Below are 15388 nucleotides of genomic sequence, written 5' to 3'. Positions count from 1 at the left end.
CACCCCCAGCAGCTGCTGAAAAGCCTCCAGGAACAAGCCCATGTGGTACCCGTCGCCGAGGCCGTGGTGCAGGTTTACGGATACGGGCATGCGTAGAACCGCGCCATCGAGGTAGGTCTGGCCGACGGAAATTTTGGGGGAACTGTCGGGGTGCTGGAAGCTGCGGGCGTGGGTGAGGCCGGTGAAGCGCACCCACGGAATGGCCGAGAAATGGATGACATCGGGCCGGCCGGTTTGCTCGGTGAGGCGCAGGCCGGTGGCTTGTTGGATGGCTTCTATTTCCGCGTTGGCACCGGCTATGAAATCAAACAAATTATCCTGCTGCTCGATGAACGAGAAGCTGAACGTGCGGTCGGGGCGGCCGATGGTGGCCGAGGCGTGAATTCGGTCGTAGAGGTACACCTGGCCTTGCTCAATGCGGTAGCGGAACGCCTCTACTTCATTGGCGGCTTGCAGCGCGCAGTGCAGATAATACAGGAAAAACGACACGCCCAGCCGTTTGGCCGTGGCTTGGGCCTGGGTGCAATCCACCTCGGCCACCAAGCCGAAAAACGGCTCGTCGAAGGCGGAAAAGAACGTGAAATGCTCCCGGCGGGGCCAGGTCGTAAGGTCGATTTGCTGCTTCATGGCCCGCAAGTTCGGTAACTTTGCCGGCTCTTTTTCGCCCCGGCCTAGCGGCTGTGCCCACCGGGTGACGCTGCCTCGGGCCTTGTATTTGCCTCTATATCCATGCCGACTCCCCAGCTTATTGCCTTCGACGCCGACGATACGCTCTGGCCCAATCAGCCCCACTTCGACCAGGCCGAAGCCGACCTGTCCGCCGTGCTGACCCACTACGCAGATGCCGAAACGCTGTCGGCGGCGTTCAACCAGACGCACCGCCAAAACATGCACCTGTTCGGCTACGGCGCCAAGTCGTTCATGCTCTGCATGATTGAAACTGTGATTCAGCTAACCGAGGGCCGCGTAACGGGCACCGAAATTCAGCAAATCCTCGACTGCGGCAAGCGCCTGCTCAGCTTCACCATCGAGCCGCTGCCGCACGTAGAAGCAGTGCTTAGTGAGCTAAAGGACCGCGGCGTGCCCCTGATGCTGCTCACCAAAGGCGACCTGTTCGACCAGGAAAGCAAGTTGGCCCGCTCCGGCCTCGGCGACTATTTCGAATACGTGGAAATTGTGAGCGAAAAGAACGAGGCCACCTACCAGCGCATCCTGACCCGCTACCAAGTGCAACCCGCAGATTTCGTGATGATTGGTAACTCGCTCAAATCTGATGTTCTGCCCGTAGCCAAGCTAGGCGCTCAAGCCATCCACGTCCCGTTCTACACCACCTGGATTTACGAGCAAGTACCCGAAGACGAGCTAGCCGGCGTGTCCTTCCACCAAGTAGCCTCGCTGGATGAGGTGCTGCGGTACCTGTAGGAGTATGCTGCACAAGAACGCTGTAGAGACGCGACACTTCGCGTCTCGTAGTCCGCGCCGTTAGGTTTAGCAGGCTAACTAAACAACCTCAGCAACGACGAGACGCGAAGTGTCGCGTCTCTACATCGTTCCATCAAATACGCTGTAAACAAAAGCAGCCTCGGTATCCGAGGCTGCTTTTGTTTTTTAGGTAGCACGATACCTGAAATGTAGCGCTTAGCTTTTCTTGCCGGCGGGTTTCTTAACTGGCGGTTTGGCTGCCTTTGACCCAGCCATTGGGAAGCCCCGTTCGCGCATCAGCGCGTCAATTTTTGGGTCGCGGCCGCGGAAGCTGCGGTAAGCGTCGGCGGGGTCCACGGTGTTGCCGACCGAGAAGATGTACTTGGTTAGGCGCTGGCCCACGGCTTTGTCGTAGGGTCCGCCGGCTTCGGTGAAGGCGCCGTACGCATCGGAGGCCAGCACCACCGACCACAGGTAGCTGTAGTAGCCAGCCGAGTAGCCATCGGACGAGAAAACGTGGCTGAACTGCGGCGTGCGGTGGCGCATCACAATCTCACGGGGCATTCCTAGTTGGGCCAGGGTTTCGCGCTCGAACTGGTCGGCATCAATCTTCTGGTCGCCGGCCAGGTGCAGCTTCATATCAATGAGGGCACTGGCCAGAAACTCGGTGGTTTCGAAGCCCTGGTTGAAGGTGGAGGCCTTCTCGATACGGTCGACGAGGGCCTGCGGAATAGGCTTGCCGGTTTGGTAGTGCAAGGCAAAGCGCTGCAACACCTGCGGCGTGGGCAGCCAGTTTTCCAGCACCTGCGACGGGAACTCCACGTAGTCGCGCACCACGCTGGTACCCGAGAGGGTGGGGTACGTCACGTTGGAGGATAGGCCGTGCAGGGCGTGGCCGAACTCGTGGAACAGGGTGGTGGCGTCGGTCCAGGAAATGAGGGTGGGCGCGCCGTCCTTGCCTTTCACGAAGTTGGAGTTGTTGGATACGATGGTCGTGACTTCCTTGCCGCCCATGCGTTCTTGGTTGCGGTAGGCGTTCATCCAGGCGCCGGAGCGTTTGCCGGGCCGCGCGTACGGGTCGAAGTACCACAAACCCACGTGCTTGCCGCTGGTTTTGTCTTTCACCTCCCACACCTTCACATCGGGGTGGTACACAGGCACATCAGTAACGGGCACGAAGGTGAAGTTGAACAGCTCGCCGGCCACCCAGAACATGCCTTCGCGCATCTTATCGAGTTGCAAATACTGCTGTACCTCGTTCTGGTCGAGGTCGTAGCGGGCTTTGCGCACTTTCTCGGCGTAGTAGCGGTAGTCCCAGGGCTCGATTTTGAAGTCGGCGGGGGCACCTTCCTTTTTAGCCAGGGCCTGCATATCGGCCACTTCCTCTTTCACGCGGGCCACGGCTGGCGCCCACACCTGTTCCATGAGCTGCATGGCGGCTTCGGGCGTTTTGGCCATGGTGTTGTCGAGGCGCAGGTGGGCGTGGGTTTTATAGCCCAGCAGCTTGGCCCGCTCGGCGCGCAGTTGCAGAATCTCGGTGATGAGGGCGTTGTTGTCGTGGGCGCCGCCGTTGTCGCCGCGGTTGTAGAACATGCGCCAGGCCTTCTCGCGCAGCTTGCGCTGGTCGGAGTAGGTCAGGAACGGCTCCACCGACGAGCGGGTGTTGGTGATGACGCCGGGCGCCGTAATCTTGCGGGTGGTAGCCGCGCTGGCCGCATCGTCGCGCAGGCCCGCCGATAAGCCGCCAAGGTCAGCAGGCGTTTTCAGCACCAGCACCGAGTCGGTTTCGTCGGCTAGCACGTTCTGGCTGAACTTGGTGAACAGGCCCGCCAGCTGCTGGTTGATGGCCGAGAGGCGCTTTTTGGCGGTGGCATCGAGCTTGGCCCCAGCCCGCACAAAGGCGTTGTAGCGCACATAGGTGAGGCGCTGCTGCTCGGGCGTCAGCTTCTGCTTGTCGGGCGAGTTGTACACCGTTTCGATGCGCTTAAATAGGGCGGTGTTCTGCGTTATCTGGTCGCCGAAAGCGGCCATGCGCGGGGCCATTTCGCGCTGGATGGCCTGCATTTCGGGGCTGCTCAAAGAACCCGACCAGATGCCGTACACCGTTTGCACCTGCTCCAGCGTGTTGCCGGCCCGCTCCAGGGCGGCAATAGTATTCTCGAACGTGGCCGGCTGGGGGTTACTGGCAATGGTTTGGATTTCCTTCAGGTTCTCCGCCATAGCCGCTTCCAGAGCCGGCTTGAACTGGTTGACCTGCACCTTGTCGAAAGCCGGAAAGCCGCCGTACGGGCCGGCCCAAGGGGCAAGGAGGGGATTGGCGGGAGTTGGTATAGTGGTGCCAGGGGCCGCCTGGGCCAGGCTGGACGTGGGATTCATGTAGGCAGTGAAGCTAAGCGTGAGCAGAGTGGAGGCCAGAAACGTTCGGCCAGCAGCAGGAGAGAAGTAAGCCATGCACAAAGGAAAATAAGACAAATGCAAACATGAAGATAACAGCCAAGATGGTTTGCTTGGGTTATAGCTGATTCTTCATAGTTTCAGCAACACCCCCTGTTGTTCAAGTGCAGCAGCACCCGGAAGGATACCTATGCTCCCGCGTTTCTCTACGGCCCACTTGTTATGAAGCAGGTATTTGAGTTTACGGGAGGTAGAGTTTATGACTTGCCAGTTCCACAGACTCGTCCTGCCTAGGCTGGGGCTAACAGACTCCCAGGCTGCTGCTCCTTTTTCACTGTAGTGTCCAAGGTGTGAATAGTGTAACCCTTGGCTGTTTCTACCGCCGAGATATAATTGGATCAACCCTCTTCCGCTGGTTCGGTAGCGGAAAGTATGCCCTTGGCAGTAATCAGGATCAAGGTTTATTCTTTCGCAGTGAATAGCACCTGAAAACAACGGAGACCAAAGTTGGAACATGACAGCAGATTGGCTGCCACTATCTAAATCGAACTTGCTGGTAATTTCTTCAAGACAAGAATACTCGGACACTTCCTCTCCATAAGCTGAGTATGAATCATATAAGTGTAGATCAGTCTCATTAAACAAGTATTGAAGGAGAGCAAGTTTGTCGTCTTGGCTGGCGTAGAAATTATAGTTCATGCTTTATAGATAAGGAGGTGCGAAGGAAAAAGCGAATGTATAATTGATGCGGCTTCCTGAAGATAAGGTCTGCCATTTTCGACTCCCGTTGTTGCTGCGCCTACCTTTGCCGCATGCACACGCTTGAACAACTCCGCGCCGGGCAGCTGGCCGGCATCCAACGCCTCGATTTATCCTGCGGCCTGACCGAGTTTCCTACGGAAATCTTCGACTTGGCCGATTCGCTGGAAGTCCTCAATCTGTCGGGTAACGCGCTTTCCGCCTTGCCCGCCGATTTGCCCCGGCTGCACAAGCTGCGCGTGTTGTTCTGCTCCGACAACCAGTTTACTGCCGTGCCTGAGGTGCTGGGTGAGTGCCAACAGCTGAGCATGGTCGGTTTGAAGGCCAACCAGATTCACACGCTGCCCGCCGCCGCACTGTCGCCGAAGCTCCGCTGGCTGATTCTCACCGACAACCAGCTGAGTGAAGTGCCCGCCGAGCTGGGCAATTGCACCGAGATGCAGAAGCTGATGCTGGCCGGCAACCAGCTCCGCCACCTGCCCGAAACCCTGGCCAACTGCACCAAGCTGGAGCTGCTGCGCATTGCCGACAACCAGCTCCAGGAGCTACCCCAGTGGCTGCTGACTATGCCGCGGCTGGCGTGGCTGGCGTATGCCGGCAACCCGTTCAGTGACCCCGCCGAAGCAGCGGCCGTGGCGGCTACGCCCGCCCGCCGCATTGCCTGGGACCAGCTAACCATGCAGCAGCAGCTGGGCGAAGGCGCCTCGGGCGTGATTTACCGGGCGCAGTGGCAGCAACCCAACGCCCCCGCGCTGCCGGTGGCCGTGAAGCTGTTCAAAGGCGCCCGCACCAGCGACGGACTACCCGCCAGCGAAATGGCTGCTTGCCTCAGCGCCGGTCAGCACCCCAACCTGATTGGGGTGGAAGGCCGCATTAGCGGGCATCCAACCGGAGTGGAAGGCTTGGTGCTGGACTTGATAGCGCCGGAATTCGGCAACCTCGCCGGCCCGCCCAGCCTGGCCTCCTGCACCCGCGACGTGTACGCCGCCACCACCAGTTTCTCGCTGGATGTGGTGCTGCGCATTGCCCGCAGCATGGCCAGCGTGGCGCAGCACCTGCACGCCCACCGCATCATGCACGGCGACCTGTACGCCCACAACATCCTCTACACCAGCACCGGCGAGTGCCTGCTCGGCGACTTCGGGGCGGCCTGCTTCTTCAACCCCAACGAGCCCAAAACTGCCCTGGCCCTGCAACGCCTGGAAGCGCGGGCCTTTGCCTGCCTGCTCGACGATTTGCTGATGCACTGCGCCGCACCCGCCACTTCCGCCACGGTGCAGGCCCTCCGCCACTTGCAGCAGCAATGCGAACAGCCAGAAGTAGTGAAGCGGCCCTTGTTCTTTGAGATTCAACAGGTGTTGGCCGGCTTGCAATAACGCCCGCTTTGGGTTTTGTTAATAGCGAGTAAGAAGAACGTCATGCTGAGCTTGCCGAAGCATCTCGCGTGCTGACGTTGCAATAGTAATCATGCATCAGCACGCGAGATGCTTCGACTGCGCTCAGCATGATGGGTTAAACAACATCAGCAACGCCGAGACGCGAAGTGTCGCGTCTCTACATCGTTCTGGTTTTGGGTTCTACTGGAAATACTGGGCGTATTCGGTTGGCATACTGTCGAGGGGCTTGATTAAGATGCTTTTGTAGAATACTTCAGCGGCTTCGCTTTGCAGCTGGATTTTGCCGTGCGTGAGGGGCTGGGGCTGCCCGTTGGCCACGTAGCGCGAGTTGTCTACGGCCAGTACCACGTGGCCGTTCACGATGTGCACGCTTTTGCCGTTGACGTTAATCAGCTCCAGCTCGTTCCATTGGCCGTTGGGGACTTCGTAGTTGGCGGCGGCCTGGCAGAAGTTAGCGCCGCCGTTGCCCATTTTCACGGGGGCGGCCTTGGGGTCGTACTTGAAAGCCGCTTGCCCCGGCGCTTTCGTGGCCCGGATGTCGGCCGAGGAATTGGCGATGCACCAGAAGTCACCCATGGCGTTGCCGGCGGCGTATTCCGACACCTGGAATTCCTGGCTGAGCATCCAGCTGCGCCAATAGTCCACTCCGGCTTCGCCCTGGCTGTTGTAGAGGATGCCGCTGTCGAGGGGCTCGTTGAGGCGGGGTATCCACTTTTTGGAGCCCCACTTCACTTTCAGCTTGAGGCGGTAATTGCTGTAGTCTTGCTTGGTGAACACGCAGCCGTATATCTCGCCGCTGATGCGCAGCACCGGCTCACCCTCCTGCATCACCACCGAGAATACATTCGCTTCGTTTTTGTCGTAGCCGATGGGGGCTAGCGGCTTGCCCTGGGCGTCGGTGGGTTGCTGGCCTTTGTAGCCGTTTTGGTGGCGGTAGCTTTCGTAGTTGCGCCACTTGCTCAGCTTCTTATCGAGCAGCGGCTCCCAGCCGTCGGGCGCTTTGGAGGCGGTAGAGGTGAATAGCAGCGTGGTGGCCAGCGCCAGGATAGTAGCGGTTCTCATACGTAGTAGGGTAGGTAGGAAACCAAAGCTACTGATTTCAACCTGCCACGCCACCCAAGAGTAGCGCAAAGCCTTGGCTTCGCGTCGGACAAGAGAACAGACTAGCAGAACCAAACGCGAAGCCAAGGCTTCGCGCTACCCCCTTCGTTGGTTACGGGCTAGTGCACCGGCTCCAGCATATCCGAAACGGCCACCTGCACCCGAATGGTCTGGCGGCCCAGCACCAGAATCAGCAGGGCCAGCACCGAAGTAACTGTCATGATGGCCACCATGGGGACGGCGGTGTGGTTGCTGAACACGCTCACGCCCATGGAAGCCAGGGCGCCCATGCTCATCCGGATGGCGCCCAGCAGCGCCGAGGCGCTACCCGCGTTGCGCGTAAACGGCGCCAACGACAGGGCCGAGGTATTGGGGCTGCTGAACCCCAGGCAGCACAGAAACACGAACAGCAGCGCAATGGTCCCGCCGAGCCCGATCCAGCCGTTGACAGTGAGCAGCAGAAATACCAAGGCCGTGAGTACCTGGCACACCAGGGCCCAAAATACCAGCTGCTCGCTCTGGAAGCGGCGCAGCAGGTAGCTGTTGACCTGACTGGAACCGATAAGCCCAATCGAGAGAAAGGCGAAAATCCAGCCGTAGTTTTTGGTGCTCACCTTGAAGATATCCATGAACACCAGCGGCGAATCGGCGACGTAGGCGAACAGGCCGCAGAACGCCATTGCGCCCGCAAACGTGTAGGTATAGAACTGCGGCTCGCGCAGCACCGACCAGAAATTGGTAAGAATCGGGAGCGGCTTGAGCGACAAAGTCGTGTCGGGGGTGTAGGTATCGGGTAGCCAGAGCACGCAGGCCACCAGCATAAGGGCGCCCATCACGCCCAAGGTCAGAAACACGCTCGGCCAGCCGAAAGCTTCGGTGAAGTAGCTGCCTACCGTAGGGGCCACCATTGGGGAAAGGCCCACCACCAGCATCAGCAAGGCAAACACCTTGGCGCTGTCTTTCACTGGAAACAAGTCGCGGACCATGGCCACCGAGGCCACCCCCGCCGCGCAGCTGCCCACGGCCTGCACGAAGCGCAGCGCAATCAGCCCGTCGATGGTATGAATGGCGGCGCAGCCCGCGGAGGCGGCTATGTACAGCGCCAGTCCCGCGTAGAGCGGCTTTTTGCGGCCGAACCGATCCAGCAGCGGCCCATACAGCAGCTGCCCCGCCGAAATGCCAATAAAAAAGCTCGATAGGGAAAGCGCCACTTTCGCCGCCGTGGTGTTCAGGTCTTTGGCAATGGCCGGAAAGCCCGGCAGATACATATCAATGGAAAACGGCCCGAGCGCCGTGAGGCTACCCAGAATCAGGATCAGGAAAAAATACTTCTGCTTGGACATGGAATCAACTGAAAACCCGACTTCCGCCAGGAACACAAGCGCCGCAAGGTACTGAAAAAGAGCAATAACAGGTGCCGCCAAGCCGCTGCCCGACAAGCAGGCAGAGTGGGAGTATCTGAAATGGAGGGTGGGATAGGTGAGGGGGGCGCGCTGAACTCCCAGTTGGAGCGGCCGCAGTACGAGCCCGCAAAGGTACGCAATGCCGAGCCACAGGTTCCTGTTCAACTGACCATATCTAACTCCCCGTCTCTTAGGCTACCAGCAAGCCGGCTCGGCATATAAGCAAGCCGCCCCAACTACGCTAGGCAGCCGGGGCGGGGCCAGTGGATAAAGGCGGAGCTACTTCGCTTTTTCGGGGTATTTGCGTTTCAGCCAGGCTTCCGGCACGGGCACAATGCAGATGTTCATGGCGCGGTTGTCGGCGGAGAGCATGGCCGACTGAATCTGGATGCGGGTACCGTCGGGGCTGAAGGTGGGGTGTGGGTGGTCGGCGGCGGTGGTTTTGTGGCCGGTGGAAAGCAGCAGCATTTCGTGGGTGTGCCGGTCAATCAGGTACACGCTACGCGAGAAGTCGTCGCCTACCACCCAGCGGCCATCGGCGGAGCCGTGTACGTGCCAGAGGCCGCTGCCGCTGGGCGTCTGGCCGGCAATAGTCATCTCGCGGGTGCGTAGGTTCACGATGCCCAGGCCGGTGGGCTTTTCGCGGGTACCGGCCTCCCCCCAGCCCACTTCCTGGCCGGGGTTCACCTGGTCGGGGGTGGTGGCGGGGGCGGTGCTGGCCGTAACCAGGCCGCTGCCGGCGCTCTTGGTGAAGTTGACTTTGCGGTGCCCCATAATGGCAATGGCCACTTCATCGGGCGCAATAACGGCCTCGTGCGTCACCCATTCGTAGTCGGCCTCGGGGTAGAGCGGGCGCAGCCCAGAGCCATCGGCCAGCACCGTCCAGGTCCGTTGCGGCGACTTCCCGCCGGTCTCCCAGCAGAACACGATTTCGCCGGGCACCCAGGGGTTGGTTTGCACGTGCCCAATCTGGAACGGCACTGATACAACGTGCTTGATGGCGCCAGTTTTGATGTTCATGCTGGCCAGTCCGGCCGGACCCGCGCCCATTTTGCGCGGCCCAAACGATTCGGCAATCTTGGTGTCGGGGGCTAAATGTTTGGCCGCTTCGGCTTTGCCCACCCGGAAGTACACCACGTCTTCGTTGGCGTCGAGGGCCATGTCGCCGCCGGCCCCCAACTCGGGTGGAGGTGTGCCGCATACTCGCTGGTACACGGCGGCTGGTTGCAGCTTACCGGCTTTGCTATCGGCGAAAAGCCGCGCAAGGTCCACCTCCACAATCTGCACGTTGCGGGGCGCGTCGGTGGGTTTGGCGTCTTTGGGGGCCGAGTCGGCGTTGCGCATGAAGTAGAGCTTCATCGACTTGCGCGCAATGTTGAGCATGCCCGTGTAGCCACCTTCCGTCACCTGCACCATCTCGCCGGTTTTCTCGTTTACCGCCATGGCCTCGCCGGGCACCCGGCCCGAGCGGAAAATCAGCCACTGCCCATCAGAAGTCCATTGGGTATGGGTTTGATAAATCTTGGAGTCGCCGGCAGGGGTGCTGGTTAGGAAGGTAAGGGGCGTGCCGGTTACGGGGTCCTTCACCACTTTGCGCTCCGAGGGAAACCGGCGGCCAATCTGGGCTTGCGCGGGTGCGGTCAGTAAAGCAGCACTCAGGGCCGCCAGCAGCAACGAGCAGGATGTTTTCATGGGTGGGGTTGGGAAGAGGCGTGCGTAGCTTATGGAGTATCCAAAGACGCCAGTAAACCCGCCGTTCCCATCCTGCACCCTCCTGCGAGGGGGTATATTGCGCTTCGTACTCTGCAAGGCAAGAAGGCTGATAAACAGTATTTCTTACACAGCCCACAGTTGCAAACTCATCCAACCGTAAGAGGCCAGCGCAAAGGCTAGCCAGCCCAGGGCGCCATAGGTGAGCAGCAGGTACCACGCCACCACGCGGCTACGAAACTGACGAAAATGCCGCACGGTAAGGGCCAGTCCGGCCAGGATAAGCAACCCGAAAAGCACCGGCCCCACCCCCAGCAGCACCGTTTTGAAGTTGAAGTGGCCACTGTCCCAGACCTGGCTGGCTAGAGCAACGAAGGCCACCACGGTAACCACCAAAACAACGGCAGCCAGCAGCGGCAGCAGCCGGGGTAGCACCTGGGTGCGGGGCGTTTGGCGGCGTAAGGCAAAAATCAGCCAGATCAGCCCGGCTACGCTGGCCGTAACAATCAGGAGCAAACTGAGGCCAAACAGGGCGGGCCGCAGCCACCACCATGCGCTGCTGGCTTCCAGCAAATAGCTGTCGGCCGTAACGAGGGTGCGGTGGTTGTCACGGTCTTGGGTGAGGACAACGGTGGCCTGCCGCTGACCGGGCCGCCGGAACGTAAGTGGGCCGGTAGGCAGCAGCGTATCGGGGGAGCCAACGAGCGGCTGCAACAGCAGAAACTGCCCGTTTTGAGTGAGGTGCTGGTCGCCGAGCAGGTAGTCGCCGAGGCCGAAAAGCTGGTTGCGCGGCGCGGCGTTTTCGTAGTGGCCGAGGTAAGGGGTTACGGCGGCCACATCCAGCGCAACGACCGGGGCAGGTGCCGGGGTAGGCGCTTGGCGCAGCAAAAACTCCCGCACCACCTTGTCGATGCTGCTGGTGCCTTGGTCGCCGTTGTTGGACAGCGCGTAACCCACGCCCAATTCCCGGTTGTACGCCACGGTGGAGCGGAACCCATCAATGCCGCCCCCATGCCCCCGAAACGAAGCTTTGCCTTTCCAATTCATCGTCTGGTTGGCAAGGCCGTAGCCGGAAAGCAAGCCGGCGCGGGCTTCGAGCGGACTGTGGACGGTTTCCATTTCGCGCAAGGAGGCTGGCTGAAGCAACTGTGTGCCATCGGGCGCCCGGAAATCATGCAGGAAGAACTGCACCCAGCGGGTGAGGTCGGCGGCCGAGGCACTCATGGAGCCAGCCGGCCCGGCATAGATAGGCAGCAGCGTGAGGCGGCGGTAGTGGCCTGCGTCGTAGGCATAGCCGCGGGCCAGCTTGGGGTTGGTGGCGGGGCGCAGGTCGGCGGTGGCATCGGGCATACCCAGGGGGCGCAACAGGTGCTGGGCTAGGTATTGCTCGTAGGGTTGGCGGCTGAGCTTTTCCAGCAGGTAGCCCGCCAGCAGATAGCCGGGGTTGGAGTACGACATCCGCTCCCCTGGCCGCCAGCGGCAGCGCAGTTCCCGGCGGAATACCTGCACGGCCGCCGTGCCGCGCGGGTCGGTGGGGGTGGAGTTATACACGTGGTTGAGGTGCATGTCGTCGAAGCCGGCGGTGTGCTCCAGCAGGTGTACCACCCGCACCGGGTCGGTAGCTTCCCAGGGATTGTCGATGGTAATTTCTGGGGCCAGCTTACGCACTTCGTCGTTGAGGTGCAGCTTGCCTTGTTCCACGAGTTGCAGCAGCCCCACGGCCACAAACATCTTGGTTACCGAGCCCACCCGAAACAGCGTGTGCGCCGTGACGGGTTGCTTGTTTTCCACATCAGCCAGCCCCAGCCCGCCTTCAAACAGCACCGAATCGTGGGCGACCAGCGTGAGCAGTACGCCCGGCATGTGTTCCTTGGCCATGATGCGCTGAATGGAATCGGTGAGCTGCGCCACGGTAGTAACGGGTTGGCGTTGGGCGTGGACTGTAGGAACAGCCAAGCCTACCAATAGCGGTAAGAGCAGGAGTAGCTTTTTCAGAATAACCATTAAGAGGATATGTAAGGACTGCATGCTTTAATATGGAAATATAGATTGTGTAATAATGCTACGCCAATAGTGCCTAAAAACAAGAAGCCTGCTGGCTCGTGTGTGAGTCAGCAGGCTTCTTGTTTTCGGTAGGGCTTCTACTTCACAACCATAAGGCGTGTGAGCTGGGTATGGCCGGCCGTGCGCAACTGGCAGGAGTAGACCCCGGCCGGCAGCTTCTGGCTTTCCAGCGAGAAGCTATACTGCTGCTTGGCCTGCACTGGTCCGTCGTAGACCGTGGCTACCAGCCGCCCCAACGAATTGTACACCAGAACCTGTGCGGCACCGGCCTGCTTCGCTTGGAAGGTTAACGTCGTGCGGTCGGTAGCTGGGTTCGGATAGACCTCCAATTGGGAGGCCTGCGCGTCTACTGCCGAGCTGCCGCTGTTGCTTGGCCGGGCAGGCGGAGTGCAGGTGGCATCTGCCGTGATAAGTACCGTGACGGTCTGGGTCGAGACGTTGCCGTTGTTGTCGGTCACCGTGAGCGTTACTTGGTTGGGGCCCACGTTGGCGCAAGTGAAGGTGTTGCGGTCAATGGTCATCGAGGCAATAGAGCCGCAGTTGTCGTAGCTGCCGTAGTCAATGTCGATGGCCTGAATGGTACGCGTGCCGTTGACTAGGGTGGTCTGGAAGCCGGCGGCCATCACCACCGGTGCCGAGTTATCAACAATAATCACGGTTACGGTTTCACTGGCTGAGTTGCCGGCGTTGTCGGTTACGGTCAGCGTGACTTGGTTGGGGCCTACGTTGGCGCAGGTGAAGGTGCTAGGGCTGATGGTCATCGAGGCAATGCCGCTGCACGCATCCGTGCTGCCCCAGTCTACGTCGGCCGCATGTATCGTGCGCGTGCCGTCGCTTTCAATGGCCGTGATGAAGCCTGCCGCTAGGATGGAAGGCGGGGTGGTATCGGTGCCGGTGCTAGTGACGGTGGCCGTGGTGGTAGCCGAACACTGCGCTGCATCAGTTACGGTTACAGAGTAAGTACCGGCGGCTAGCCCGCTGATATCCTCGGTGCTGGCCGTGAAGCCGTTCGGGCCGGTCCAGGCGTAGGTGTACGGGGCCGTGCCGTTTGCTACTGTCAGATTGATGGCCCCCAAGGCGCCGCAGCCAGCGTTGGTCACGGAAGTTGTCAATTGCAGGTTACAGGTAGCCGCCGGCGTCACAATAACGGTTAGGGTGGCGGTAGTTGTTCCAACGGGGGTGCCGTTGTCGGTGGCCGTCAGCACAATAGAATGAGTGCCTACGTTGCAGGCCGCTCCTGTAATGGAGATAGTAGCGCTGGCTGTAGCTCCATTGGTTGTTGTTGCGGTGGTGTTGCACAAGCCCCCGGTATTTACCGCTACGGTTACCGTCTGATTCACTTCGGGCGCCAGAAACTGTGGGTTAACCGTAACGGTTTGCCCCTGAGCTACCGTCACCGTATTGTTGAGGGGCAGATTACTAACGGAGGGCGGGATGTTGCCCACATTGGTTACGTTGAAGCCATAGCACTGTCCATCAAGGTAGTTGATGCCATCATTGGCCCCACCCGGTCCGTCGTAAGCTGCATTGTCAAGGTTGAAGCGGCCAACCTGCACGAAATCTACGCCGTTGCCCTGGTTAACGCCCACCGTAGCCGGCGTGCCCCCAAAGCCATTAATACCGCCCGAGGCAGAGCCGGTGGTCCATTGCATATCGCCGTAGCGGAAGCTCACGTTCTGGCCCGGCCCAAGCAATGCATCGGTGGAAGAGCCAATGATGGTTTGAAACGTGTTGGTTTTATCGGCCTGGGAGCTGAAGTACCCAACATTCTCCCAAGTCACAATCAGGTTGGTGGCACTCAGCTTGTAGTAGATGACCCCACTGGCCGTATTGCGCGTGTCCACATCCCCCCAGAAAGGGGCAACCATCGGCAGATCAAACGGAAAACCCGACGCGTTGTACGCAGCGTAAGCACCAGTAAACGTCAGGTTACCATTGGTATTGATCCAGACCTGGGTGTAGGAGCTGCCATACAAGTTGAACGTAAACGGCAGGGCAATGGGCCCGAAAGAGCCATCATCGTTGCGAGGAATAGCCGTGTAAGAATTGTCGCGCGGAATAAAGCAATCAGACTCTACGGCCGCTTGGGAGCTGTTTGTTCGCGGATTGATGGCGCTGCTCTTTGCTTTTTTTGGCTCAGCCACGGGGCGGTTGTTGCTAGCCGCGGCAGCTCGCAACAGCTTGGCTTGGTCGTAGCCCTGCGTATTGGAGGGGTCAGTGACTACCTGCCCAATGCCTGGTAGGGCGGCAAATAGTAGCAGCAGTAATACGGTACTGCGTAGTAGCAAACGAGTAATAAGGTGTCGCATAGGAATTGGGGTTAGGTTGGAAAGGGGCATTATTGGTCTCCTGGCAGGAGAGGCAATTCAGATAGTGAACCTATAGCTTAAGGCAAGTCCGTAGTACAGTGCCAGTACTGAATTTGAAGGGAATTGTCTTTTCAAGATGGCGGTGCAAAAGCACTGCTAAGGCCTCTAGCTTAGCCTGCCCGAACCCAGCCGGCATTCCAGTAACAGTGCCTGTGGTGCCGCCAACTTCACTTGCTGTTGCTCTGTTCAGCAACCATGGAAACCAACCCACTTGACCTGCAATACCCCATTGGGCGCCCCACGCTACCCGAAAACCCCCTAACTGCTGCCGAGCGAACGGTATATATCGAACAGCTGGCCGCGCTGCCCGCCCAACTCACAGCCGCGGCGCGCCAGGCCGGCGGAGTGCGCCTGGAAAACGCCTACCGCCCCGGCGGCTGGACCGGCCGCCAGGTGCTGCACCACGTAGCCGATGTACACCTGAACTTTTATATGCGCTTTCGCCTGGCTCTCACCGAAGACCACCCCACCATCCGGCCGTTCGATATGAACGCCTGGGCCGCGTTGCCCGATGTAGCCGCCACGCCCGTCACGGTGTCGTTGGCGCTGTTGGAGGCCCTACACACGCGCTGGGTGACGCTGCTCTGGCACCTAACCGACGAACAATGGCAGCGCACGTTTCACCACCCGCTCTACCAGCAAGATTACACCCTCGACCAAGCCCTGGTACAATATAGCTGGCACGGCCGCCACCATTTGGCGCACATCGAACTGCTAAGCCGGACGGAATAGCTGGCAAGTTCAACGGATACAAGCAGTAAGACCCATA

Annotated in this window: 11 protein-coding genes; 3 read left to right on the top strand and 8 right to left on the bottom strand. The window is 59.8% G+C overall.

Annotated features, from left to right (window positions below):
* On the bottom strand, positions 1-627 hold a 627-nt coding region (locus J0X19_RS09630), incomplete at its 3' end, for a chloramphenicol acetyltransferase (RefSeq protein ID WP_206984119.1).
* Between the two features lie 102 nt (positions 628-729).
* On the opposite strand from J0X19_RS09630, the gene J0X19_RS09625 reads away from it, so the two are divergent.
* Positions 730-1422 carry an HAD family hydrolase gene (locus tag J0X19_RS09625; protein WP_206984118.1) on the top strand — a complete coding sequence of 231 codons (693 nt, stop codon included), beginning with the start codon at positions 730-732 and terminating at the stop codon, positions 1420-1422.
* A gap of 216 nt (positions 1423-1638) precedes the next feature.
* On the opposite strand, the gene J0X19_RS09620 is transcribed toward J0X19_RS09625, so the two are convergent.
* Positions 1639-3873, bottom strand: coding sequence for a M3 family metallopeptidase (locus tag J0X19_RS09620; RefSeq protein WP_242582340.1), 2235 nt, complete (start codon positions 3871-3873; stop codon positions 1639-1641).
* A gap of 75 nt (positions 3874-3948) precedes the next feature.
* The gene (locus J0X19_RS09615) at positions 3949-4515 is read right to left on the bottom strand and encodes a hypothetical protein (RefSeq protein ID WP_206984117.1); all 567 of its coding nucleotides are present in this window, start codon (positions 4513-4515) and stop codon (positions 3949-3951) included.
* 113 nt (positions 4516-4628) lie between these two features.
* Here J0X19_RS09615 and J0X19_RS09610 point away from each other — a divergent pair, with 113 nt between their 5' ends.
* Positions 4629-5951 (top strand): leucine-rich repeat-containing protein kinase family protein, encoded by a 1323-nt coding sequence (locus tag J0X19_RS09610; protein ID WP_206984116.1) that lies wholly within the window; start codon positions 4629-4631, stop codon positions 5949-5951.
* 201 nt (positions 5952-6152) lie between these two features.
* Here the strand turns inward: J0X19_RS09610 and J0X19_RS09605 are convergent, their stop codons facing one another.
* The 5 genes from J0X19_RS09605 to J0X19_RS09585 all read right to left on the bottom strand — a co-directional run bounded on the left by J0X19_RS09605 (position 6153) and on the right by J0X19_RS09585 (position 14559).
* Positions 6153-7034 carry a 3-keto-disaccharide hydrolase gene (locus J0X19_RS09605; RefSeq protein ID WP_206984115.1) on the bottom strand — a complete coding sequence of 294 codons (882 nt, stop codon included), beginning with the start codon at positions 7032-7034 and terminating at the stop codon, positions 6153-6155.
* A 158-nt stretch (positions 7035-7192) separates the two neighbouring features.
* On the bottom strand, positions 7193-8416 hold the full coding sequence (locus J0X19_RS09600) for a multidrug effflux MFS transporter (protein WP_206984114.1): 1224 nt from the start codon (positions 8414-8416) through the stop codon (positions 7193-7195).
* A 339-nt stretch (positions 8417-8755) separates the two neighbouring features.
* Positions 8756-10168, bottom strand: a complete 1413-nt coding sequence (locus J0X19_RS09595) for a TolB-like translocation protein (protein ID WP_242582337.1) — start codon at positions 10166-10168, stop codon at positions 8756-8758.
* A gap of 144 nt (positions 10169-10312) precedes the next feature.
* Positions 10313-12214, bottom strand: coding sequence for a serine hydrolase domain-containing protein (locus J0X19_RS09590; protein ID WP_206984113.1), 1902 nt, complete (start codon positions 12212-12214; stop codon positions 10313-10315).
* Between the two features lie 113 nt (positions 12215-12327).
* Positions 12328-14559: a nidogen-like domain-containing protein gene (locus J0X19_RS09585; RefSeq protein ID WP_206984112.1), complete on the bottom strand. Its 2232-nt coding sequence runs from the start codon at positions 14557-14559 to the stop codon at positions 12328-12330.
* A 255-nt stretch (positions 14560-14814) separates the two neighbouring features.
* On the opposite strand from J0X19_RS09585, the gene J0X19_RS09580 reads away from it, so the two are divergent.
* A complete protein-coding gene (locus tag J0X19_RS09580; protein ID WP_206984111.1) occupies positions 14815-15351 on the top strand; it encodes a YfiT family bacillithiol transferase in 537 nt (178 codons plus the stop codon).
* The last annotated feature ends 37 nt before the right edge of the window (positions 15352-15388 follow it).

Origin of the sequence: Hymenobacter telluris, from assembly GCF_017313265.1 — a bacterium.
GTDB classification, from domain to species: domain Bacteria; phylum Bacteroidota; class Bacteroidia; order Cytophagales; family Hymenobacteraceae; genus Hymenobacter; species Hymenobacter telluris.
This window is presented reverse-complemented; position numbering and strand designations above follow the sequence as displayed.